We start from the raw sequence: 22,231 nt of genomic DNA, 5'->3' as shown, positions 1-22,231 counted from the left end.
TTTGGGTCAAATGCTAAAAAATTATCGATCAAAGCGTCTGAAATCTGATCAGCGACTTTGTCAGGATGACCTTCAGAGACTGATTCTGATGTAAATAAATATGGCATATGGGAAAGTTTTTAATGCGTTTTCAATTGGGTCGTAAAAATAAGGTTTCAAAGGGAAATAAAAAATTGGATATCGAGGTTGAGTCCATTGCATTAGAACTTTATCTATTTGAATCAAATTAAACCCCTTTTCCGCTTTGATAATTATATCGACTGAGTAGGATGGGAGTTTAAATCAAGTTTTCTTTTTGGTAGACAAATAAATATAAAAAAAGGAAGGGGCAGTACCGAATCCCAAGAGTATAAAATTGAATGATCGATTTTGCCAATCTTCCTGTTTTTCCATCCTTCAATCCCGTTGGAATCCTTAACTTTGCCCTATACAACCAATCCCCAAATTCTCAATGAACGAAAGGTATATGCAGCGGGGCGTATCTGCCTCCAAAGAAGATGTACATCAGGCCATTTCCAAATTGGACAAAGGACTTTTTCCAAAGGCATTCTGCAAAATAGTGGAAGATACGCTTGGCAATGATCCTGATTACTGCAACATCATGCATGCTGACGGGGCCGGTACAAAATCCTCTTTGGCTTACATGTATTGGAAAGAAACCGGGGATCTGAGTGTATGGAAAGGTATCGCCCAAGATGCCATCATCATGAATACCGACGACCTGCTTTGTGTAGGTGCTGTCAACAATATTCTTGTTTCATCAACCATTGGAAGAAACAAAAACCTGATCCCCGGCGAAGTTATCTCCGCTATCATCAACGGAACCGAGGAAGTCTTGCAGATGCTTCGCGACCATGGTGTCAATGTCGTCCTGACAGGTGGAGAAACAGCAGACGTCGGAGATTTGGTCCGGACTGTGATTGTAGACAGTACAGTGACCTGCAGAATGAAAAAGGAGGATGTCATCTCCAATGATAAAATCAGACCGGGTGATGTGGTGGTAGGATTGGCTTCCTTTGGACAGGCAACGTATGAAGATTCCTACAATGGAGGCATGGGAAGCAATGGCCTGACTTCGGCCCGCCACGATGTTTTCAACAAACTTTTGAAAACCAAATATCCAGAAAGCTTTGATCCTGCTGTTCCTGCTGATCTGGTTTATACAGGAAAATACAACCTGAAAGACCCTGCACCGGGACTTTCGGTTGACATGGGAAAATTGGTACTTTCTCCTACCCGTACTTACGCACCGATCATGGTAGACGTATTGAAATACCTGAGACCTCAGATTCATGGTATTGTACATTGTAGCGGTGGAGCGCAGACCAAAGTCCTCCATTTTGTAGACAATGTGCATGTGGTTAAGGACAACCTGTTTGACACCCCACCACTCTTCAAAATGATCCAAGAAGAAAGCGGTACAGATTGGAAGGAGATGTACAAGGTGTTCAACATGGGCCATCGGATGGAGGTTTACCTTGAAGAAAGGTATGCCGAAGAAGTCATGGACATAGCCGAGGGATTAGGAGTCGAAGCAAAAATCATCGGAAGGGTCCTTCCACATGAAGGAAAAAAGGTGACCGTTCAGGGTGCACATGGCACATTCACCTATTAACTTGAAGAAATAAAACGACCAATTTCTAAAAAACAGGATGCCCAGATCAAAAGCCCACAGGATATTCAGAGTTTTTGGCTGGACCTTCGGTGTGGTGGTATTTTTGGCATTGACGATGCTGACGCGAATTGATTGGCGTGATTACAAAGAAATGGACTATTATCTGGAGACGGTGGCTCATCTTGATACCATGGACATCACATCCTCTTCAGGCGAAATCTGGCTGGTGGGATGGGCCTCTACCAACGCCACTCCTCCAAATCCTGCGAAATTGGTGGGATATAAACCTCGGGGAAGATATGAATTTGTGCAGGACAGCAGTTTTGTCAAAACGATGGTCATCAGCAACGGAATCTCTACGGTTGCTTTTTTGAACTATGAATTAATGATCGTCCACCCTTACCTGCAAGGAAGAATCAATCAGGCTATCAGTGAATCAGGATTGGCGTTGGATAACGTTTATTTTACAGCAACCCACACGCACAGCGGCATCGGGGGACATATTCCCGGACTTCTCGGCAAGTTGGCTTTTGGAAGCTATGACGAAAATATCGTCAAATTCCTGGAAGCCAAAACCTTAGAAGGATTGAAATCAGCCATGTCTAGCAGAGACACAGCAGAAGTATTTTTTAGAAAAACCAAAGCCGACACCCTTGTTGCGAACAGGTTGATCGCTGAAGACCCCATAGATCCTTACATCAGGCAATTGATATTTGAAAAGCGGAATGGAAAAAAAGGAACAATACTGACATACAGTGCCCATCCGACTATTTTAAATTCAAAATTTATGGGCTTGTCAGGAGATTATCCCAACTACCTGACCAAATTGATGGAGCAGGAGGAATATGACTTTTCCCTTTTTGCAGCAGGTACAGTCGGCAGCCATCGCCCTGTGGCTACCGGAAATCAACCCAATGATGTCGAATCTTATGCTATTGCCCTAAACAGGAATCTTTCTGAAAATATCCACGAGGTATTTCCTGTGGAAGAGCCAAACGTCAAGTTTGGGAAGTTACCGCTTGGCCTTAGAAAAGCGCATTTCAGGATCAGTGAAAAAGTCCGCATCCGGCCTTGGATTTTCAATTCAATTTTCGGGGACACAAATGCCCATTTTGACATGGTCCAAATCGGAAAAACATTGTTTATCAGTTCAAGCGGTGAAATTTCAGGGGTTTTTATGAAAGAATGGGAAGCCTATGCAGCAGAAAAAGGCCTCCATCTCATCATCACTTGCTTTAACGGGGGCTACATCGGATATATTACCCCTGACAATTATTATAATTATCCACTTTATGAAGCCCGGGACATGAATTGGTTTGGTCCGTATAACGGTGATTACTTTGATGAAATGATCAGGAAAATGATCGATAAAGCTGCCGGGCAAGAATAATTTTTAAAATAATAGCAAAACAAAAGGCAATAGGAAAGAGGCTTCAGATTTTCTTCTCACCTGGTCTTTGTCTTGGTTTTTGGAAAAAAATAATATCAGATGATAGCCAAGAATCAACCCCAAAATCACAGAATGGACATGGTAGAAAGAGGGAAGAAAAATGGCTAGGATTACAAGCATTCCGATTCCAACCACTCCCAATAGGGTAATTATATTCTTCAATCCGGCCTTTGGAATCAAAACCAAGACAGACCCGAAGCCATCTTTTTGATCCTCTTCCGCATCGAGGTAGGAGAGCATCAGGAGATTGACCAAGGCAGCCAAAAAGTAAATGAAAGCAAAAATGTAGAAGTTTTGGTCCACCAAGTCAAAATCCAATCTGGCAAACGGGGCCAGTGAAATACCCAAAACATAAATCAGGGCTGTGGATATTTCTTTTAACCAGGAAACCTTCGCTCCGGCAATTTTCAAGGATCCCATCCAAACCACAATAACAGCTCCCAATACTATTCCCGGAGTAAGGAGAAACTTTAATTCCACAGAAATAAATAAAAGCACACACCCGATCAAAATACAGGAGAAGACCAGAGGAAGCAGGAACCGGAAATATTTCTGATGAAATTGATGTCTAAGGGATTGAGGCATATCCAAAGCACTTCGGGCATCCATCAAATGATCCCAGGTATAAATACTCCACACCGCCATTCCCAACAGAAAATAGGCTAAACTAGGTATATCCACATCCAATAAATCAGAGAAAAACAACATCCCCGCCATTGCTCCTAAAACCACATCCAAAGACAAGAGGTTGAAATAATGCAGTATTTTCCTGATAATCCCCATTTGACATTAAAGATATCCCCTTAGAATAATTTTAGCTTCAAAAGATTTTAAAGAATCAAAACTTTTTAAATTGAAAGAAAAAAATCAACCTATGAAAAACCTTCTTATTCTCTTTGTTTTAACCATTGCCTTCAGCTTTACAGCTGTTGCCCAATCAAAAATAAAAGTCTCCTGCGTAGGCAATAGCATTACCCAAGGACCGGGAAGGGACAATCCTGACAGCTACCCACTTCAGATGCAGAAAATTCTTGGTGACAAATATGATGTTAAAAACTTTGGAGTAAGTGGTAGGACTTTGCTCAAAAAAGGAGATTATCCCTTTTGGAAAGAACCCCAATTTGAAGAGACCAAATCCTTTGCCCCCGATATCCTTATCATCAAGTTGGGAACCAATGATTCAAAACCCCAAAACTGGAAATACAAAGAAGAGTTTACCGCTGACTACATCGAAATGATTGAGACTTTCAAGAAATCCATGCCTAAAAAAGGAAAGGTGTACATCTGTCTTCCTGTTCCTGTATTCCAGGGAAACTTTGATATCAATGGTGAGGTAATTCTCAACGAAATGCGCCCGATGCTGATGGAAATTGCTAAAAAGACAAAATCTGAGATTATAGATTTGTATACTCCATTGTTAGACAAATCGGCGCTACTGCCTGATGGCATCCATCCCAACAAAGAAGGCCTTGGCATCATGGCTGCCGAAATCGCAAAAGCCATAAAGTAACCTTGTCTGGAATTTGTTTTGACACAAAAAAACCTCCCTCTAATAAAAAAGGGAGGTTTTTAAATTCAATATTCTTTAAAATGATTTGGGAATTTTTGAAAATCAATCCATTCCAAGAAATTCCACCTCAAACATTAAGACTGAATTGGCCGGAACTCCGGGAATCGTACTGCTGTCACGGTAAGCCCAAGGGGAAGGAATGATCAGAACGCCTTTAGAACCACTTTTCATCTGCCTAAACCCAATGTTAAAACCCTGAATCGTCTCAGAAGTACCGAGTGTGAACTGGAAAATCCTGTAAGTTCGAGAAGGGTCATACACATTGTTTTCTCTTGCAACATCTTCCCTGTTGGTATCAAATACCACCCCATTCAATAATTTCCCTGTATAGTTGGAATAAACCAACATACCTGAAGCGGGTTTTCCTCCGGTTCCTTCTTCCTGAACGATAATGACAACACCGCTAGGATCATGTACACGGTACAGACTGTCTATCTGGGCAGTCCTCAAGAAGTCGTCAATTTTAACCCGATCAATGGCGAGGTTACCATCAAAATCATAGACGGGCCCACCAAAAGGACTTTGCGTTTCACAGGCCGCCATCAAAAGAATCCCTAAAAGAGACGTAATAAATATTTTAAAATTTCTCATTTATCAGTCGTCTGCCAAAGGATTGTCCTTGATGTTTACAAGTTCAAGTTCAAACAGCAAAGGTGAATTTGGTGGAATGCCCCCATTTCCCTGAGATCCATAAGCATATAATGAAGGCATAATCACTGTAGCTTTATCTCCCTTTTCCATATTGAAAACAGCAAATTCAAAACCGGGGATAACCATTCCTCTACCGACTATAAACTCCAAAGGCTCATAATCACGATTTGCGTTGAAAAGGTTATTTGCCTTGGCCGTGGCTTCGATTGAAGTATCGAAAACGATGTTATTCAATAGTTTTCCTGTATAATTTACAAATACAGTATCTCCCAATGCCACTTTGTGTCCGCTACCTGAGAGTTGGGTCCAATACATCCTGATTCCTGTACCACCGTCGATTACATCTTTGACGGAGGCTATGGGGTTTTGCGTTACATACGTTTCAATCTTTTGAATATCCTTTTCCAAAAGAATCTGAGCATTTTCTTCGTCAGAAACACATCCGGAAAACACCCAAACAACTGATAATAATAACGCGCTTAATCTTTTCATATTTTTATTTTTGTACGTCTGTGATTTCTACGTCGAAAATCAGTACAGAGTTTGCTTTGATCGGTCCTCCTGAGTCTCTATCTCCGTAAGCCAAAGTAGATGGGATGAAGAATTTGGCTTTGTCACCTTTTTTCAAGAGTGCAAGACCTTCGTCCCATCCTTGGATAACTCTTCCCTGACCGACAGAAACTTCCAATGGACCATATCCTCCTTGGGCATCTCTCTGCTCATCATAGGTATTATTAGCCTGAGCGATTTCTTTGATACTGGAATCAAATAGCGTCCCATCCAATAAATAACCTGCATAATGAACAAAAGCCAAGTCACCTGATTCAATCTCCGGTCCTGTTCCTTCTTGTTCAATGACGTAATAAAGACCTGATTCTGTCTTGGTAGCTTTGATATTTTTTTCAGAAAGGTAATCCTCGATGATTTTTGTATCTACTTCCAATTGTTTAACGGCATTTTCAGCCTGCTTCTTCATTTGTGCTTCCTGAAGGGAATTGAAATAAGCTTCCACTCCTTGTTGGTCAGTGATGTCCACAACGCCGATCTGGATTTTCACATTCTTTTCTTTATCCAAGAAGAAAGGCATGTTCTGTTCACCAAAGACTTTCATCGAATTGGCTTCGAAGGCAATGCTGTCCCCTTTTTTCAAACTCAAGAAAATTTCATCCATGCCGCTTTCCCTTGGTAAGGAATCATTGAAAAGGATATATCCCGGCATGTTTTGGTCGTAAGTTGAGATAAAGGTGGAATCCTTATCCGTTTTTACGATGAGGTGATAAAGGATATATTCTCCGTTTTTGGGAGCTACATCACCTTCTTTGATATAGGTATATTCAATACCGTCAGAGGTAGTCTGTTTTTTCTTACAAGACATAAGGCCGGAAGTCAACACGATTAAGATGGCCGGCAACAAATAGAATTTAATTTTTTTCATGAAGTAGTTCAGATTGAATAAATAGGGAATTATAGTTTTCTTTTATAAGTATTTCAAATTTTTCTGTGGTCTCTTGGAGTGTCATCTGAGACTTTCCTCCTGAGGCATTTTTGTGACCTCCGCCATCAAAGTAAGACGCTGCAAATTTGTTGACGGCTATATCTTCTGTGGACCTGAATGATATTTTGACACCATCTTCGCGTTCAGTAAACAGCGCTGCAATCTTGATGCCATCCAATGACAAAGCATAATTGACCAATCCTTCAGTGTCACCGGTTTGGGAAGAATATTTTCGAAGGTCTTTTTTGCTGATCGCAAAGTAAGCAGTCTGCAGATCCTGCATGATGGTCAGCCTCCTTGTAATGGCAAAACCTATAAATTTCAGCCTGTTGACACTGTTGGTATCGTAGATCAGCCTTGATATCTTGGAATTGTCAGCGCCTATTCCTATCAGTTCGGCAGTGATGAGGTGAACATTCTTGGTGGTATTCGGGTGCCTAAATCCCCCGGTATCAGTCATGATCCCGGCATAAAGACATTCGGCAATATCCTTGTCTATCAAATCTTTATGGCCGATAGCCTCTATCAATTCGAAAATCAATTCGCAGGTAGCCGCAGCAGCAGTGCTCCAATACTTGAAGTTAGCAAAGTCCTTTGGGTCCTGATGGTGGTCAATGTTTACTTTATAAGCATCTGACCTCTCCACCCATTTTTCCATATCCTGCATCCTTTTGGGACAGGAGAAATCCAAACAAAAAATCATGGTAGCCCTTTGGATGATCCCGATGGCTTCCTGCCTTTTTGAGACATCCTCAAAGTTAATCACGTCCTCATTCCCCTTCATCCAATGGAGAAAGGAAGGATAGTCGGAAGGAGTGATCACCTGCACCTCATGACCCAGTTTCATTAGGAAGTTTGACATCGCCAGACAAGATCCCAATGCATCAGCATCAGGCTTATGGTGGGTGGTGATGACAACTTTCTGGGGTGAGGAAATGATATGTTTAAATGACTCTAATTCTTGCATTTGATTGCCTTTGTACACTCCCCTTGAGGAACACAGTCCGCAAAGGTCAGGATAATTTTTGAAAAATCCCAATGCCACTAAATGTCTAAATCTGAATCGGATAACACAGATTTTACATTCAATATTCGGAGATTCGATGAATTACTGTATTTTTGCACCCACATTTAAACCTACAAAAATAATTACAATGGCAGGTAAAAGAACTTTCACGATGATCAAGCCGGACGCATTTGGTGCCGGCAATTCCGGAGCAATATTAAAAATGATTGAAGGTGCAGGATTCAAAATCGTAGCGCTAAAAGCGACACAACTGACACCAGAATTGGCTGGAAAATTTTACGAAGTGCACAAAGAAAGACCGTTTTACGCGGATCTTTGCAAGTATATGTCTTCAGGACCTATCATTGCCGCAATATTGGAAAAAGACAATGCGGTAGAAGATTTCAGAACTTTGATTGGTGCTACCAATCCTGCCAATGCCGCAGAAGGAACCATCAGAAAAATGTTTGCAACTTCCATTGAGGCCAATGCTGTACACGGTTCTGACTCAGATGAAAATGCCCAGATTGAAGGGAATTTTTATTTCAGCCAGTTCGAGAGGGTATTGTAATTTCAAGGATTTTAGGAAGTACAAAAAAACCCTCAAATTAAAAAAGGCAGTCAGGAAAATCTGATTGCCTTTTTTTTGGATGTATTTTTTAAGAAAATAACCGAAAGGTACTAGGGCCACAATCAACAATTCTCCAAAAAACAAAGGCTACCAGAGATCTGATAGCCTTTTTATTTAAGCATTGATGAATTACGGTTTTTTTACCACTCCCAAAGTCCGTTCTCAAAATCAAGCAGCTTGTATTCAAACTCCAAGGAATTCAAAAACGCCTGCAATTCAGGATTGGGATGACTTGAATTGACCAAATCTGCCACATAAGCATTGTCTGGATTGGTGTATCTTCTGACAACTGACCTGAACAACCTCTGATCGAAAACCTGATCGTAAGTTAAGTTCTTGGCGGTATTTTGGAAAATCAGCCATTTTGCTTCCGGATGGTCTTTGAAGTGGAAATAAAAATCCTTGAACCTCACATAGCCGATAGTCTTTTGACCTGCATTGGCATTGGTTTGGGATGGCATGACCAACTCTATATATTTCACATCAAACTTGATTTGTGAATGGTGTTTGTCAAACACAAAATCTTCCATGAAATCAAGGTAATAAAGCTGCTTTACAAAAATACTATCACCGTTGGCTGCCAACCAAAAATTAGATTGGAAGTCAGATATCGAAAGAGGCTGGGTGAATTTATCATCAGCAAATACCTCCAGCGCATTATCCTCTACAATGGCCTTGTATATCTGATTGATAACCCCATCATTCTTGGTGTCACCAGACCCATAAAGAGGCTGATTGTATTTTTCCCTAAGATCAATTCTCCTCCACACGGAGATTTGATACATCTTATCGTCTTCACGAATTGGATGAGCCGAAAAAACAGTGTCCATTTTGAACTGTCTATCGCCAGTTCCGGACGGATTCACGCTTGTCGCCACTTGGGCATAGCTACCTATGCTGACAAGGGAAAGACCAAGGGAAAAAAGGCCAAAGATTTTTGAATAAAGCTTCATATTCATTTTTGTTTATGATCATGCCAATTAGGCATCATCGATCATTTATTTAATCGCCATCCTGATAATCTCAGGCTGATTATTCGTTATTTTATTGCCTCTGAAATTGGTTCTGGTTACTTGTGTGACACGTATAACCAAAGCATCTCCACTTTTTGCAGAAGCTAAGAGGTTTCTAATTGCTACGTTTTTACCGTTGATGGCAACTTTCTCTCTTGGAACCTCATTTCTAAGAAGGATTACTTCTCCTCCTGTTACTTCGAATTTGGCATCTTTAGCCATGGTTCTTCCAAAGTTTGCCTCAGGAATCGCCTCAACTATCAATGAAGACGGTCCCGGTGCAGGATAAGCCTGACTCAAATCAATAGGGCCTCTGCCATCAAACAACCTGACAGTTGGTGCAGGAACCGGCTTGATATCATACGATACATCCCCAATTTTATTGCCTCCACTGCTTACTCCGATCAAGACCTTACCGGAATTTCCTGGAATTACAGTCAATTGACCCGGCTTGCTTCCTTGGATAGAAGAACCATTAGATACTGTGAAGCTTGGCGCATAGCTGTTTCCCAAAGCAGGAACATCAATCAACAATTCGTTGGCGCAATCCGCATAAAGCTGATTTACTACTTCTGAAGTGACTTTGATGACCGGTTGGGCAACGAAATACTCATATTCTACAGGAAGTATTTTGTCTTCTCCACCTACATTCGTCACGATTTCTCCTTTTAGGATTCTCTTTGAAAGTCCTCTATCGTCATACTGAGAAGCTGGAGTAGCGGTAAATTCAATTTTACCGAATCCGTTTTCTACTGTGACAGGTCTTCCATCAATAGTCATCTGAGGAGCATCTGAAGAAGAGGAAGAAGCGATAAACATATCTGCCTGGAACTTGGTCCCTGCTGCTACCACATTGGATTGTGCTGCAATTCTCGCTTCCACAATATCTGCTTTGTAATAAAAAGATCCGATGGAAGCAGTAATTGCTCCCAGTGATTCGCTTTCTATATTCAATACTTCATTTTGATACTGCGAAATCAAAGCCATAACCGCACCTACAGGTGACTTGACAAAATTCAAGAACACGAAATTTTTATTTCTGACTTCTTTGTCATTCTGAAATATTTCAATGTCCTTGGCGTCTTTTGCTATGTCACCAAACGTCATTTCAATCCCGGCTTTTTTCAGAATTTCGCTGATTTGCTTTGGATAGGCATTTAACCTTTCCTGCATTACAAATCCCTTCTTGTTGTTATTGAAGATATTGCCCGGGATATCAGTGTTTTTCAAAGCAGAATTGCTAAACTGCCCTTGTTCATCCTTTGCATTGGAAACAGTTAACAATTCCTGTTTCAATTCTTCCAAATATGCATAAACCTCAGAAGTAGCTTTTCTAACTTCTTTGGCTGCATCTACCTTGGGTACGTCCTTTGCGTTATTTCCCTGATTCTCTACTGTGGATGCAATAGAAGTAACAGTGAATTCATTTTTATTGATGAAATTTTTGGAAGTCCTTTCCAATCCATCGTTCAACAGCACAAACTTTTGGAGAATCTGGTTGCTTACCTGCAATGCCAGCAATGCTGTCAATACAAGGTACATCATACCTATCATCCGCTGCCTTGGTGTTTCTTTTCCGCCTGCCATATTATTTTTCTAAAAGATTAAATATAAATATGAACAAGGCTTAACCTTTCATGGCAGAAAGCATTCCACCATATACTTTATTCAGTGAGCTAACATTGGAATTGAGTTTTGCCAACTCTGTTTTGAACTGTTCTGTTTCTTTTCCTGCTTCGTTCAGACCTTCCATCGCTGTAGAGATATTAGAATAGAACTTGTTCAGGGTTTTGAGGTGTGACTGGGCATCCAATAATTCCATTTCATACACATTGTTCAATGCAGAAAGGTTTTTGGTAACAGTGACCACCTGACTATGGTATTCTTTTGCATCTGCTGAAGCAGAAGAAAGTTCGGTGAGTGCCATGGCAGTTTTTCCATAAGACTGGTTGATGTCAACCAAAGTCTTGGAGGCTGTTTTTACGTTGCTTGCGTATTCATTGGTCGCTACAGCAGCATCAGCGATGGTTCCCATTTTTTCTGCAGAGGTAGCAAGGTTTTGGATTCCTTTACCTAAGCTGTCAAACAATTCGGGGCCGATTTTGGCATTTGCCAACATTTCGTCAAACTTTTGGCTAAGATTGTCTTTTGGCTCTTTTTTGGTGGATTTACGCTCAGCTGGCTCTTCACCTGCTAATTCAGGATAAACTTTGGACCAATCTACATCTTCATGCTTAGGCTCAAATGCGGATAAGAAAAATATTGCGGCTTCCGTAGAAAGACCGACACCGATCATTAAGCTTGCGAAAGGCCAATCGAGGATTTTGAACATAGCTCCTAGGATAACTACGGCAGCACCGATACCATATATTTTTGGCATGATATCCCCGTAAAATACGTTCATGAATGATTTGTTTTTTGTTGCCATTTTTTTTAAAAATTTAGAGGTGAGTGAGTGATTAAGATGTTATTCGATTTACTTTTTTCTTCTTCTGTTGTTACTGATATCCATTGAACCTGATCTACCCAAATAGGTCATCGCAGTTCTGAATCCGATATGTGCTGTTTTCACATCCTGGAATTCATAAGTTCTTGTACTTGTTTCGAGGTAATGAGCGATATCTTTCCAAGAACCGCCACGTACTACTTTCCTTTTTTCGTTAGGATCATCGTATCTAGGATCCAAATCCCAAGTCACTGATCCACTGACTGCATTGTATGAATCCAATACCCATTCTGCTACGTTGCCTGACATATTGTACAATCCAAATCCGTTTGGAGCAAAAACGTCCACCGGAGCGGTGTAGGCAAATCCATCATCAATGTAATTTCCTCTACCTGGTTTGAAGTTTGCCATCAGACAGCCTCTTTTGTTTTTCAAGTAAGGACCACCCCAAGGGTATTTCGCTACTTCTTTTCCACCTTTGGCTGCATATTCCCATTCTGCTTCAGAAGGTAACCTGAAAGGAGGGTAGTCAAAATCCGCCTTGTCATTTGCATTTAGGTGATAGGTTCTCCATTGACAGTACATATTTGCTTGTTCCCAGCTGACACCTACTACAGGATAATTGTCAAAAGCAGGGTGGTCAAAATAAAACTCCATCAAAGGATCTCCATAATGATAGGTAAAACTGGTATTCCAAACAGTTGTATCGGGAAGAACAGTGTTGATATCAAAAGTCGGAGCATCTTTTAAAGTTGTCGGAGTACTGTAAGTGTACTCACCTAACCTTACAGCTTCGATGAACTGTCTGTACTTGTTGTTGGATACTTCATACTTATCCATATAAAATTCGGAGATAGTAATCTGCTTGTTCAAAGAGGACTGGGAGAAGGCGATATCCTCATCCGCTTGCCCCATCCAAAAAGTCCCGGCTTTGATCGGTACCATTTCTTGAGGAAGGATTTGTTGCCAGATTACCCTCTTGGGAACACCCGTAACTTCACCCCTTCTATTGTCTTTTTCACTGGCAGATCCTTTCTTGCCCAAAAGTCCGCAACCCGGTAGCACTACCACTACCAAAACCGCTAAAATTATGCTCAAAACGCGTGTCTTCATTTTTTTAGACATAAATTACATTAAACCATTTATCAAATTCATGCCACTTTTTGGATAAGCAACAAGAGCGAAAATTAAAGTAAATTCTTAGAAATACACAAATTTAATTGCTGAATTTCCAATATTTATTTTTTAGAACCTAAATCTAGGAGTACGTTGGATTGTTCTTTGGAACTGTTTGTTCACGTCGGGAAGTACGTAGGATAACATAAATTCATGGCTTGTCGGAGCTTTGGCTTCTATGCCTCCAACAACCAAATCGAATGCATATCCTATTCTTAGAGATTTGTCTTTGAGAATACTATAACCCATCAATAATGACACGGATTCTTCGCCTCTGAAAGCCAATCCTCCGCTTACTTTTTGATTGTATGTGGCTATAACGCTGATGTCATAAGAAAAATTATCAAATGATACTGTTTTCAATAAAACACTTGGTTCGAAATTCCATTGGGCAAAAGTTTTTATTCTATACCCTGCCAATATATAGGTGTGGTTTCTGAGTTGGTTTTCGAGGGAACCTTCTCCAAAATCAAAACCTGGTTCATTCATGTGTCTGCTGCTTATTCCTACGTAGTACTTGGTACGATCATAGATGGCGCCGGCACCAATATTGAAATTCATCTGTGTTTCACTACCTGTATCCGGTAAATTGGGATCCGGATTTACAAATTCCAGCTCATCAAACCGTATCGTTGTAGAAAAAACACCTCCCATCAATCCTAAACTCAAAACACCGCGTCTTAGTTTTTTGTGGTATCCCACCGATAAGTTAATTTCTTGGTTGGTGGTGGGGCCGATGTTGTCATTGACGATATTTAAGCCAACTCCCAATTTGAGTTTATCAATAGAGCCTGAAGCAGTCACCAATTGGGTAATCGGTGCGGGTCCATTGGTCCCGGTATAACTTAGCCATTGTGACCGGTGAAGGGCCGAAAACCTATAACCTGATTCTTTACCGGCAAAGGCAGGATTGAAGTATCCGCCATTATACATGTATTGGGTAAACTGTGCGTCTTGTTGGCCATGGGCATTTGAAGAAAAAAAACTTCCTATCCATATCAGCAGGAGGCATTTCAATATCGCAAAATCATGTTTAACCATGTACCAATAAACTAATGATGTAAACTCTATTTTACACAATTAAACTCAATTTCACCAAAAAAGATTGGAAACATCACAAATTATTTGCCTTTTTAATGTAAAGCTCCAGGGCTCCAGTCATACTTGGTGCATTTGGCATCGGTGCTTCTATGTCCAAAATAAGATCCTGCTCCCTTACTTCCTTGGCTGTGGTCGGTCCAAAAGCGGCAATTCGTGTATTGTTTTGCTTGAAATCGGGGAAATTTTGTTTCAAAGATTTGATTCCCGAAGGTGAGAAAAAAGCCAAGATGTCATATTTGATATCCCTCAAGTCCGAAAGGTCTGCGGCTACAGTGTGGTAAATGATGGCCTCAGTATAAGAAATATTGTTTTTTGCCATGTACTCCGGGATTTCATCCTTACGGATATCGGAGCATGGGAAAAGGTATTTCTCGGATTTATGTTTTTTGAAGTAGTCAAAAAGATCAGCTGCCGTTTTTTGTCCAACGTAAAGTTTTCTCTTTCTGATCACAATGTATTTTTGAAGATAATGTGCTGTCTGGTCTGAGATGCAAAAGTATTTCATATCTGCAGGCATCTCTACCTTTAATTCCTTACAGATCGTAAAAAAATGGTCAATGGCATTGCGGCTTGTAAAGATGATGGCAGTATGCTTGAGGATGTCAATCTTTTGCCTTCTAAAATCCTTGACGGACACCGGCTCCACCTGAATGAAAGGCCTGAAATCTATTTTTAAATTGTACTTTTCAGCTAGTTGAAAATATGGTGATTTCTCATCTGTTGGCTTTGGCTGAGAAACTAAGATACTTTTTACCTGGTTTAATCTGTCTTTGGTAGATTTAGTCGTCATATTTCACTTCAGCATTTGAACTTTTTCACTTGAATTCACCCGATGATTACCTTCGAAAGGAATAAAAGGGGGACTATTTCTGCGCTGCAAATGTAAACAAATAAATGGTAATTTTTAAAGGACACCCTATTTGACATGATCAGAAAAAGCATAAGGACCCCGACCATATAAATCCAGAAAAAGCTATAAAGCAAATATTTAATTGTTATTTCCAATTCTACGAACCCGTTCAATACAATAATGCTTACAATGAAGGCCATAACAAATATTGTAATGGAAATAATCCTGAGCATATAAAAAAAGTGGGGGATGACAATTTTTTTCAAATCGAACACAAACCCCAAAAATCTCAACAGAGCAAATTTCAACACGGCAAAAATAATTAGCAGCGTTGAACCCAAAAGCCAACTCAGGAAATGTTGGTTCACATCTCCGCTGACAATGAACTGTAGACTTTCATTGCCCAATGTCTTTACAAAAAGCATCAGCAGCAAAAAAGCCATCATATTCATCAGCAACAAGTAAAAGATAACATCAAGGGAAAAGAACTTTTGAACAGAATTAGACTCCGAAAAATCCTCCGCAGAAAAAACGGAGGTCGGCATCAGGATCAATTTTAGCACCAATGGAAAAATCAGCTTGTACACAGCAATCAAAAACAGGATGCTGACAATGGCAAAAAAGAAGAAGTCATTGAAACTATCCACCTCCCGCTTTTCAGGCATCAGTTTTTCAGGACCTGTTGCTACAATTGGGGCAATGTAATTTTCAAAGAAACCTTTTTCAACTGAGACATTACTTCCATTGATCCCTTTCTTGATTATAGTCATCAATGATCCTGTAGAATCGTACTTGGAAACAAATCCCTGAAATTCCGCCAAAGGCATTACAAACGTGGTATCTCCCGTGGTTTGGAACCACAGCTTATCCTCTAAAAATAAGGTGGATTGACCGGGAAACTCAAATCTGTAGGAGCTGTTCGGAAAGGTCTTCAAATCCAATTTTACCTCAATTTTGAAATTCGATTTACGAATGGTTTCAGGATACATTTCCCGTATTTCCGGATTATAATTTTCCAAGACCTGAGAGAAACCCATAAAAGAAGTGCCCCACAAAACCAAAAAAAGTAAGAAGCTGAAATAGGATGTTTTCATCTGTTAGAATCTACCGGTATATCCAAAGTGGACTTTGGAAAGGTTGAAAGAAAAATCCTGCGTGTTTGAACGTCCGAGACCATAAATGAAATTGAAAACCCCATTACCTGTTTCAAGGCTGAATCCCATCCCTGCGGAGAAGGTTTGATCTAGGCCAAAACCTTGAACGCTGTTTTCTAGTCTTCCCATATCGGCAAAAATCATAAAATAAGAGTAGGTATCAAAATAAAACCTTGGCTCAAAATTGAGATAGAGGTATTTGTCAGCAAAAAAGAAATTCTCATTGAATCCCCGGATGCTCTGAAGTCCACCAATTCTGTACAAATCATTCAACAGCAAATTTTTGTTTTCTACCGTTCCACCTGCCAATCTGGTGAAAATTCCCCAACGGGGAGAGAGATAAAAATGCTTCTCCAACTTTGCCTCCATATAATACTGCAGGGTTTTGGGTTCAATGCCTTCGTACAGCTCAGGCGGAAGGCCCGTATTCTGCAATATATTTTTGTTGCCAATGGCAAATTCAACTTGGGCCAAAGCTCCTCGTCTCGGGAAAAAAACATCATCCAACCAGATATGTCGGTAGTTGAGCCCGTAGTTATTGAACCTGAAATCACCTGCATCCGGCAGTTGGGTGATTTCTTCAAGTCCATTGACTGCAAGCAAGTCTCCCGCCTGACGTCTTGTAAAAAAACTGAGATACCCGTCTGAACTAAATCTATACCCAAAATTGAGTCTAAAATCCCGGTTCAGAAAAGTGGTGTCTTCCTTCAACAGCGAAAAAGAAAGGCTGGCATCGATGTTTGAACCCAACAGCATAGGCTCAAACCCGGCAATCTTGAGGGTCTGTGAAAGTTGGTTGAACCGCTGCCAATGCAGTTCATAATTCCGCCCTGTTCCGGCTACATTATATAATGCAATATCAAACTGACCTGTAACCAACAGTTTTCCCCCTTCATTTTCATTGGGTAAAAAACCGATGATGCCATCAATAGAATTGATTCTTCGGTCTTCAATCGGAAGGTACACCGTCGCTTGCTCATTCTGAAAACTGAGTTCCGGTTCTCCGGACCAACGGAGATAAGGCAGTCCGCGTATTTGTCGGATTCCCTCATCGATTTTTTTCTGCGAAAAAACCTGTCCCGGTTTGATCTGTAAAAAACGGGAAAGAAACTCCGGCTTGGTTTTGGTCCCTCCGGTGATTTTAAGGGAATCAAAAGTTATCATTGGACCGGAATCCAGATCCAAAGCACCGGAAAAACCTTTACCGCTTCTTTCCAGACTGTCTATCCTGACCGCCGCAAAAGGATAGCCCCTATTTTCCGATTCCTTTAATAAGGATTCAAAAAGTCTTGAGATTTGCCGGTAATCAAAAGGCCTTCGTGAAAACCTTCTCAGGTCCACACCCGCCTTGACCATCAGGACAGGGTCAACATTGCCGGGCCTCAGCACTACCCATTCAAACCTTTCACCTGTATCCACTTTGATCCAAAGTGAATCCGGTGTGGATTTTACCAAGGTTTCCAAAGGCGCCAGGTATCCCAAGCCATATAACTCTTGGTATTTTCCTCTGATAAAATTAGAAACCTCCACAGAATCCCTAAAAACCTGCTCTTCCTGAACTGCCAAAGCTCCCGACAATTCCCAACGGAACCATTTTCCTCCCTGGGAATATCCGGGAGAAGCAAATGCGCAAAATAATGGAATCAGGAAAATGAGGATTCTTTTCACCTTTGACCGGCTAGGTTTAAGTATCTTTGAAGGCTAAAAGTAAATAAATTGTCCGGTATCTACATCCATATCCCCTTTTGTAAGCAGGCCTGTCACTATTGTGATTTTCACTTTAGTACCAACAAAGACCTGATCGAGGAAATGGTAGACGCTATCTGCGTGGAATTAGAGGGAAGAAAAGATTTCCTTCCTCAAGGAAATCCGATCAGGACAATATATTTTGGCGGTGGTACGCCTTCTTTACTTTCTAAATCCCATTTGGAAAAAATCTTGGATACAGTCACCAAATGGTATCCTTTGGATTTGGAAGAAGTGACGCTGGAGGCAAATCCCGACGACCTCAGTACTTCAAACCTCCAAAACTGGAAAGCTCTGGGAATCGACAGGTTGAGCATAGGTATACAGACCTTCAACCCCGAGATCCTGAAATTTTATAACCGTGCACATACAGCGGAGGAATCATTGAAAGCCATCGAATCCGCCAAGTCAACAGGATTTGAAAAGTTATCTGTGGATTTGATCTATGGGTTTCCCTCCGCCAACCATGATATCTGGAAAAAAGACCTCGAGATCGCATTGTCCCAAAATCCTGGACATATCAGCAGCTATTGCCTGACTGTCGAGCCGAAGACAGCGCTTGGAAATTGGCACAAAAAAGGAAAATACATCGCCGCCTCGGAGGATTTTGCAGCCGAACAGTTTGAAATCCTCATGCATTCCATGGAAGATGCCGGCTATGTCCAATACGAGATTTCTAACTTTGGGAAGCCCGGACAGTTTGCCCTCCACAATACCAATTATTGGCTTGGCGTCCCCTATCTGGGAATCGGCCCAAGTGCGCATTCTTTTGACGGCAAAAGCCGGGGATCGAATATTGCCCACAATGTCCAATACATCAAAAAGCTGAAAACCGGGGAAAGCATATACGCCAAAGAAATCCTGAGTAATGAAGATGCTGCCAACGATTACATTCTCACGTCATTGAGAACCATTTGGGGAACGGACCTGACTTATCTAAAGGACAATTCGGGGTATGATCTGACAGATTTGAAAAAAGATACCTTCAAGATGTTAAGGCAAGAAAAACTCATTCTGGAAGAAACCAACAAAATTATCCTGACCAAAAAAGGAAGATTGTTGGCAGACAGCATTGCTGAATCTCTTTTTTTACCTTAAATAAAATTACCTTTGGACATGATGGAAAAGTATGGCAACAACGGAGGAAGAAAGAAAGAAGCGACACCGCTGAAGGAGGCTTTTGATGATTTGCTGAAAGCTTACCGGCTCAAAGACAAGTTTGACGAAAGGTTGCTTTTGCAGGCCTGGCCGGAACTGATGGGCAAAATGGTAGCCTCCCGCACCACCGGCCTGTATATCAAGGAAAAGAAACTTTTTGTAAAAATCAGCTCCGGACCTGTCAAGAACGAACTGAAAATGAACCGGACCAAAGTCATGGAACTGATCGAATCCAAGTTTGGCAAAGGGGTGATTGAAGATGTTGTTTTCCTCTAAATCAATCCTGCTGCGCAAAAACCTTTTTCATCAGGTCTGAAGTCCTTCCCAAGGGATTCTCGCGGATATTTTTTTCTTCCTCGGCAATCAGCACAAACAAACCGTCAATGGCCTTTTGGGTCACATAGGCATTCAGGTCAGGATTGACTTTTTGCTTGGTAAGCGGGATTTTATTGTAGGAATTGGCTAGGTCTCCATAATACTTGGTGGCACCGACTTCATCCAAAGATGCCTGGATTTTAGGTTTGAAGAGCTCCACCAATTGGGCATTGGTCGTCCTTTTCAAAAAGTCCGTGGCCGCAGTGGGTTCTCCTTTCAATATTCCGAGCGCATCCTGGATATTCATCTGCTTGATGGCATTCACAAAAATCGGCTTTGCCTCGATGGCTGCGCTTTCCGCACCGCGGTTGATGGCAAGCAAGGCCCTGTCCACTTCGCTGCCCAAACCCATATTCCGGAGGGTTTTTTCTACTTTTTGGGCATCCTCAGGAAGCATTATTTTGATCAATTCGTTTTTGAAGTAGCCATCGGTCTTTGAGGCAAGGTCAGTCCCTTTCACTATTCCCTGCTCGAGCGCCTCTTTCAATCCCGCAGCAACTTCATCCTGAGACAAAGGAATCTGTCCGGAGGTGACATCTTTGATCAGTTTATTGATTTGGGCGGAGGAGCAACTGTATAGAAAAACAAAAAATATCAGAAAAGAAATCTTGTAAAATCGCATAGGGTTTTTAACATTTATTTAGACTTATGGCATTTAACGCTGTCAGGAAAATTAAGTTTGTTTCAGTATTATTGTATTCAAATTCCAAGAATGCTTAAACTCCCTACTCCAAATATCGGTAAAATAAGTATTTTGGTGGCCATCCTTACTTGGTTGGCTTTGCTTTTTGTAGACATCACGAGGATTTTCCAATCAGTAAATCAGATGGAAAATACCCTCGCTCCCGAGATATCCTACATTCTTGAAATCCTGTTCTTTATTCTTGTCTATATTTTTTACAACTATTCGATCAATAAAAACGAAAACATTGATTTTCTCAACCTTATCTGGCGGGGAGTTTCGACAGGGCTTTTGGCGACACTCATTTCATTTGGAATCAGCATTTTTTACTTGATGTTAGGAGAAAGCAAATTGGGTTCGGATCCATTACTGAGTAATTTCTTCTACCATGTCAATTTCGCTTTTATTACACTTTTTCTGATCTCTACCTCTTTGCTTTGGAAGCACCTGATCCTGTATCAAAAATCCAAAAAGGTGGTGCAGCAATGGCAAGCTTTTGAGGTTTTGATGCTGATGAGTATGTTTTTTGTATTCATCAACAAAAACGACTTCGACTACAGCTTCATTTTTGGATTGGTTTTCCTCTCGATATTTTCTGCTTCACTCTCTGTCAACCTGAAGTGGATTCCTTACCTGACTTTCAAGGAAAAATGGAAATCCATTCTTTTTCTGGTTATAATCTTAGTCTGTACCACATTTCTGTTTTCCAGTTTATCGTCATACAGCGACATCGGTGTCACTTCTTTTGTCAACCTGACTGACAATTTATTTTTGATTGGGCTTTTTGCCTTTGTATTTATCTATGCGCTGTTCAGTTTTCTAGTAACGCTTTTCAATCTGCCGACTTCTTCTGTTTTTGAACAAAAGCTGGTGGAGGCCATCAATTTTCAGCGGCTCAGCCAATCCATCAAACCCGGACAGGACGAAAGCCAGGTTTTGGATATATTGATTGACTCTAGCATGAGTGCTTCCTATGCCGACGGGGGTTGGCTGGAGATTTTGGACAAAGACAATATTCCCCAAATGATCCAGAAGAGGTTTATTGATGAAGAAATCCGTGAGGAGATTGTGGCTTTGTTCCAAACCATCAAGCCATTTTCGGAGTTTGATTGGTCTCTGGAGGACAATGATACCAAGAAATTTTACGGAAAAATCCCCCATAACATTTACAAATCGGCATTTTTGATTCCATTGGTAGTCAATAAAAAAACAATCGGAAGGATGTATCTGGTCAAAGAAGTGCGGGATGGGTTCAACAAAGAAATGATCAATATCATCACCACATTTGTCGGACAGGCCTCCATATCAGTGGAAAATTACAGGCTGCTGAATGAAGCCATCAAAACAGAAAGGTACAAAGAGGAGTTAAAAATTGCGCAGCGGGTACAGCAGAGTTTATTGCCCAAGGAGCTTCACCACAATGAGAAATTTGAGATTTGCGGATTTTCTGTCGCAGCAGACGAAGTCGGCGGAGATTTTTATGAAACCAAAGACCTGGATGAAGGTGTATTTGCCATTATTATCGGAGACGTTTCCGGCAAAGGTACTTCGGCGGCATTCAACATGTCACAGATGAAAGGCATATTCCACAGTCTGGTGCAGCTTAAACCAAACCCGGGGGAATTTTTGTACAAAGCAAATATTGCCTTGAGCCAATGTCTGGAAAGGAACCACTTTATCACCACTTCTTACTTTCTGTTGGATACCAGCCAACAAACGATCAGATACAGCCGTGCAGGACATTGTCCAACCTTGTTTTATGACCACAGTCAGGACAAGGCCGCATACCTGAGTGCTGATGGATTGGGATTGGGAATAGTAAGGAATGCCAATTACAGGAATTACATCCACGAGTCAGAGTTCAGTTTTGAAAAAGAGGATATTCTTGTTTTGTATACCGACGGCATCATTGAAGCGACCAATAAAAAAGGAGAGGAGTTTGGCTATGATAAACTCAAATCGACTTTTGAGAAATACAAAAATCTAAGTGCAGACAAAATCCAAGAAAGGATAATCAACCAAGTATACCAGTTTGTGGGTGAGGGAGGGATACCTGATGATGACTTTTCGATCATGGTGATCAAGTTTAACCCATAACCAATCATTGACAAA

Annotated in this window: 22 protein-coding genes; 7 read left to right on the top strand and 15 right to left on the bottom strand. The window is 41.0% G+C overall.

Annotated elements, in window-relative coordinates; translation table 11 throughout:
• A partial coding sequence (locus MMU05_RS21790) for an S-adenosylmethionine synthetase N-terminal domain-containing protein (protein ID WP_241143773.1) occupies window positions 1-107 on the bottom strand: 107 nt, incomplete at its 3' end.
• Between the two features lie 344 nt (window positions 108-451).
• On the opposite strand from MMU05_RS21790, the gene MMU05_RS21785 reads away from it, so the two are divergent.
• A complete protein-coding gene (locus MMU05_RS21785) occupies window positions 452-1,615 on the top strand; it encodes an AIR synthase related protein (RefSeq protein WP_241143772.1) in 1,164 nt (387 codons plus the stop codon).
• Between the two features lie 37 nt (window positions 1,616-1,652).
• Complete coding sequence (locus MMU05_RS21780) at window positions 1,653-3,005, top strand: neutral/alkaline non-lysosomal ceramidase N-terminal domain-containing protein (protein WP_241143771.1); 1,353 nt, start codon at window positions 1,653-1,655, stop codon at window positions 3,003-3,005.
• A 3-nt stretch (window positions 3,006-3,008) separates the two neighbouring features.
• Here MMU05_RS21780 and MMU05_RS21775 read toward each other — a convergent pair whose 3' ends face one another.
• Complete coding sequence (locus MMU05_RS21775; protein WP_241143770.1) at window positions 3,009-3,848, bottom strand: hypothetical protein; 840 nt, start codon at window positions 3,846-3,848, stop codon at window positions 3,009-3,011.
• Window positions 3,849-3,939: 91 nt separating this feature from the next.
• Here MMU05_RS21775 and MMU05_RS21770 point away from each other — a divergent pair, with 91 nt between their 5' ends.
• Complete coding sequence (locus MMU05_RS21770) at window positions 3,940-4,575, top strand: GDSL-type esterase/lipase family protein (protein WP_241143769.1); 636 nt, start codon at window positions 3,940-3,942, stop codon at window positions 4,573-4,575.
• Window positions 4,576-4,677: 102 nt separating this feature from the next.
• Here the strand turns inward: MMU05_RS21770 and MMU05_RS21765 are convergent, their stop codons facing one another.
• Genes MMU05_RS21765 through MMU05_RS21750 form a run of 4 tightly spaced genes read right to left on the bottom strand, consistent with a single transcriptional unit; the run spans window position 4,678 to window position 7,748 of the window.
• Window positions 4,678-5,226, bottom strand: a complete 549-nt coding sequence (locus MMU05_RS21765; protein WP_241143768.1) for an FKBP-type peptidyl-prolyl cis-trans isomerase — start codon at window positions 5,224-5,226, stop codon at window positions 4,678-4,680.
• Window positions 5,227-5,229: 3 nt separating this feature from the next.
• Window positions 5,230-5,778, bottom strand: coding sequence for an FKBP-type peptidyl-prolyl cis-trans isomerase (locus tag MMU05_RS21760; RefSeq protein ID WP_241143767.1), 549 nt, complete (start codon window positions 5,776-5,778; stop codon window positions 5,230-5,232).
• A gap of 4 nt (window positions 5,779-5,782) precedes the next feature.
• Entirely contained in the window at window positions 5,783-6,721 is a 939-nt protein-coding gene (locus tag MMU05_RS21755; protein WP_241143766.1) for an FKBP-type peptidyl-prolyl cis-trans isomerase, read from the bottom strand.
• On the bottom strand, window positions 6,708-7,748 hold the full coding sequence (locus MMU05_RS21750) for a DHH family phosphoesterase (protein WP_241143765.1): 1,041 nt from the start codon (window positions 7,746-7,748) through the stop codon (window positions 6,708-6,710). The genes MMU05_RS21755 and MMU05_RS21750 overlap by 14 nt, the downstream gene beginning before the upstream one ends.
• A gap of 187 nt (window positions 7,749-7,935) precedes the next feature.
• Here MMU05_RS21750 and MMU05_RS21745 point away from each other — a divergent pair, with 187 nt between their 5' ends.
• Window positions 7,936-8,358: a nucleoside-diphosphate kinase gene (locus MMU05_RS21745; RefSeq protein ID WP_241125508.1), complete on the top strand. Its 423-nt coding sequence runs from the start codon at window positions 7,936-7,938 to the stop codon at window positions 8,356-8,358.
• 200 nt (window positions 8,359-8,558) lie between these two features.
• Here the strand turns inward: MMU05_RS21745 and porN are convergent, their stop codons facing one another.
• From porN to MMU05_RS21705, 8 genes are all read right to left on the bottom strand, one after another.
• Window positions 8,559-9,371: a type IX secretion system ring subunit PorN/GldN gene (gene porN, locus MMU05_RS21740; protein WP_241143764.1), complete on the bottom strand. Its 813-nt coding sequence runs from the start codon at window positions 9,369-9,371 to the stop codon at window positions 8,559-8,561.
• 45 nt (window positions 9,372-9,416) lie between these two features.
• Complete coding sequence (porM, locus tag MMU05_RS21735) at window positions 9,417-11,018, bottom strand: type IX secretion system motor protein PorM/GldM (RefSeq protein ID WP_241143763.1); 1,602 nt, start codon at window positions 11,016-11,018, stop codon at window positions 9,417-9,419.
• Between the two features lie 40 nt (window positions 11,019-11,058).
• Window positions 11,059-11,859, bottom strand: a complete 801-nt coding sequence (gene porL, locus MMU05_RS21730; RefSeq protein WP_241143762.1) for a type IX secretion system motor protein PorL/GldL — start codon at window positions 11,857-11,859, stop codon at window positions 11,059-11,061.
• Window positions 11,860-11,907: 48 nt separating this feature from the next.
• The gene (porK, locus tag MMU05_RS21725) at window positions 11,908-13,002 is read right to left on the bottom strand and encodes a T9SS ring complex lipoprotein PorK/GldK (RefSeq protein ID WP_241143761.1); all 1,095 of its coding nucleotides are present in this window, start codon (window positions 13,000-13,002) and stop codon (window positions 11,908-11,910) included.
• Window positions 13,003-13,122: 120 nt separating this feature from the next.
• Window positions 13,123-14,094 (bottom strand): PorP/SprF family type IX secretion system membrane protein, encoded by a 972-nt coding sequence (locus MMU05_RS21720; protein ID WP_241143760.1) that lies wholly within the window; start codon window positions 14,092-14,094, stop codon window positions 13,123-13,125.
• 73 nt (window positions 14,095-14,167) lie between these two features.
• Window positions 14,168-14,944, bottom strand: coding sequence for a uroporphyrinogen-III synthase (locus MMU05_RS21715; RefSeq protein ID WP_241143759.1), 777 nt, complete (start codon window positions 14,942-14,944; stop codon window positions 14,168-14,170).
• Between the two features lie 35 nt (window positions 14,945-14,979).
• The gene (locus tag MMU05_RS21710) at window positions 14,980-16,098 is read right to left on the bottom strand and encodes a DUF4271 domain-containing protein (RefSeq protein WP_241143758.1); all 1,119 of its coding nucleotides are present in this window, start codon (window positions 16,096-16,098) and stop codon (window positions 14,980-14,982) included.
• Between the two features lie 3 nt (window positions 16,099-16,101).
• Window positions 16,102-17,826, bottom strand: coding sequence for a POTRA domain-containing protein (locus MMU05_RS21705; RefSeq protein WP_241143757.1), 1,725 nt, complete (start codon window positions 17,824-17,826; stop codon window positions 16,102-16,104).
• A 48-nt stretch (window positions 17,827-17,874) separates the two neighbouring features.
• Here MMU05_RS21705 and hemW point away from each other — a divergent pair, with 48 nt between their 5' ends.
• Entirely contained in the window at window positions 17,875-19,002 is a 1,128-nt protein-coding gene (hemW, locus tag MMU05_RS21700) for a radical SAM family heme chaperone HemW (RefSeq protein WP_241143756.1), read from the top strand.
• Between the two features lie 21 nt (window positions 19,003-19,023).
• Window positions 19,024-19,338: a DciA family protein gene (locus MMU05_RS21695; RefSeq protein WP_113923728.1), complete on the top strand. Its 315-nt coding sequence runs from the start codon at window positions 19,024-19,026 to the stop codon at window positions 19,336-19,338.
• A 1-nt stretch (window position 19,339) separates the two neighbouring features.
• Here the strand turns inward: MMU05_RS21695 and MMU05_RS21690 are convergent, their stop codons facing one another.
• Window positions 19,340-20,059, bottom strand: a complete 720-nt coding sequence (locus MMU05_RS21690; protein WP_241143755.1) for a DUF4197 domain-containing protein — start codon at window positions 20,057-20,059, stop codon at window positions 19,340-19,342.
• 90 nt (window positions 20,060-20,149) lie between these two features.
• Between MMU05_RS21690 and MMU05_RS21685 the strand changes: the two genes are divergently transcribed.
• A complete protein-coding gene (locus tag MMU05_RS21685; RefSeq protein WP_241143754.1) occupies window positions 20,150-22,216 on the top strand; it encodes a GAF domain-containing SpoIIE family protein phosphatase in 2,067 nt (688 codons plus the stop codon).
• Window positions 22,217-22,231: the final 15 nt, after the last annotated feature.

Origin of the sequence: Cognataquiflexum rubidum (genome assembly GCF_022538115.1) — a bacterium.
Lineage (GTDB): Bacteria > Bacteroidota > Bacteroidia > Cytophagales > Cyclobacteriaceae > Cognataquiflexum > Cognataquiflexum rubidum.
Note: the sequence above shows the minus strand (reverse complement) of the source record. Positions and strands in the feature narration are given on the sequence as shown.

Excerpts from the sequence above, each read along its gene's own strand:
- MMU05_RS21780 (WP_241143771.1), top strand. The coding sequence starts at position 1,653 with ATGCCCAGATCAAAAGCCCACAGGATATTCAGAGTTTTTGGCTGGACC.
- MMU05_RS21690 (WP_241143755.1), bottom strand. The coding sequence starts at position 20,059 with ATGCGATTTTACAAGATTTCTTTTCTGATATTTTTTGTTTTTCTATAC.
- MMU05_RS21770 (WP_241143769.1), top strand. The coding sequence starts at position 3,940 with ATGAAAAACCTTCTTATTCTCTTTGTTTTAACCATTGCCTTCAGCTTT.
- porL (WP_241143762.1), bottom strand. The coding sequence starts at position 11,859 with ATGGCAACAAAAAACAAATCATTCATGAACGTATTTTACGGGGATATC.
- porN (WP_241143764.1), bottom strand. The coding sequence starts at position 9,371 with ATGAAGCTTTATTCAAAAATCTTTGGCCTTTTTTCCCTTGGTCTTTCC.
- MMU05_RS21710 (WP_241143758.1), bottom strand. The coding sequence starts at position 16,098 with ATGAAAACATCCTATTTCAGCTTCTTACTTTTTTTGGTTTTGTGGGGC.
- MMU05_RS21765 (WP_241143768.1), bottom strand. The coding sequence starts at position 5,226 with ATGAGAAATTTTAAAATATTTATTACGTCTCTTTTAGGGATTCTTTTG.
- MMU05_RS21785 (WP_241143772.1), top strand. The coding sequence starts at position 452 with ATGAACGAAAGGTATATGCAGCGGGGCGTATCTGCCTCCAAAGAAGAT.
- MMU05_RS21685 (WP_241143754.1), top strand. The coding sequence starts at position 20,150 with ATGCTTAAACTCCCTACTCCAAATATCGGTAAAATAAGTATTTTGGTG.
- porK (WP_241143761.1), bottom strand. The coding sequence starts at position 13,002 with ATGTCTAAAAAAATGAAGACACGCGTTTTGAGCATAATTTTAGCGGTT.
- MMU05_RS21760 (WP_241143767.1), bottom strand. The coding sequence starts at position 5,778 with ATGAAAAGATTAAGCGCGTTATTATTATCAGTTGTTTGGGTGTTTTCC.
- MMU05_RS21720 (WP_241143760.1), bottom strand. The coding sequence starts at position 14,094 with ATGGTTAAACATGATTTTGCGATATTGAAATGCCTCCTGCTGATATGG.
- MMU05_RS21745 (WP_241125508.1), top strand. The coding sequence starts at position 7,936 with ATGGCAGGTAAAAGAACTTTCACGATGATCAAGCCGGACGCATTTGGT.
- MMU05_RS21755 (WP_241143766.1), bottom strand. The coding sequence starts at position 6,721 with ATGAAAAAAATTAAATTCTATTTGTTGCCGGCCATCTTAATCGTGTTG.
- MMU05_RS21715 (WP_241143759.1), bottom strand. The coding sequence starts at position 14,944 with ATGACGACTAAATCTACCAAAGACAGATTAAACCAGGTAAAAAGTATC.
- MMU05_RS21695 (WP_113923728.1), top strand. The coding sequence starts at position 19,024 with ATGGAAAAGTATGGCAACAACGGAGGAAGAAAGAAAGAAGCGACACCG.
- MMU05_RS21750 (WP_241143765.1), bottom strand. The coding sequence starts at position 7,748 with ATGCAAGAATTAGAGTCATTTAAACATATCATTTCCTCACCCCAGAAA.
- MMU05_RS21775 (WP_241143770.1), bottom strand. The coding sequence starts at position 3,848 with ATGGGGATTATCAGGAAAATACTGCATTATTTCAACCTCTTGTCTTTG.
- porM (WP_241143763.1), bottom strand. The coding sequence starts at position 11,018 with ATGGCAGGCGGAAAAGAAACACCAAGGCAGCGGATGATAGGTATGATG.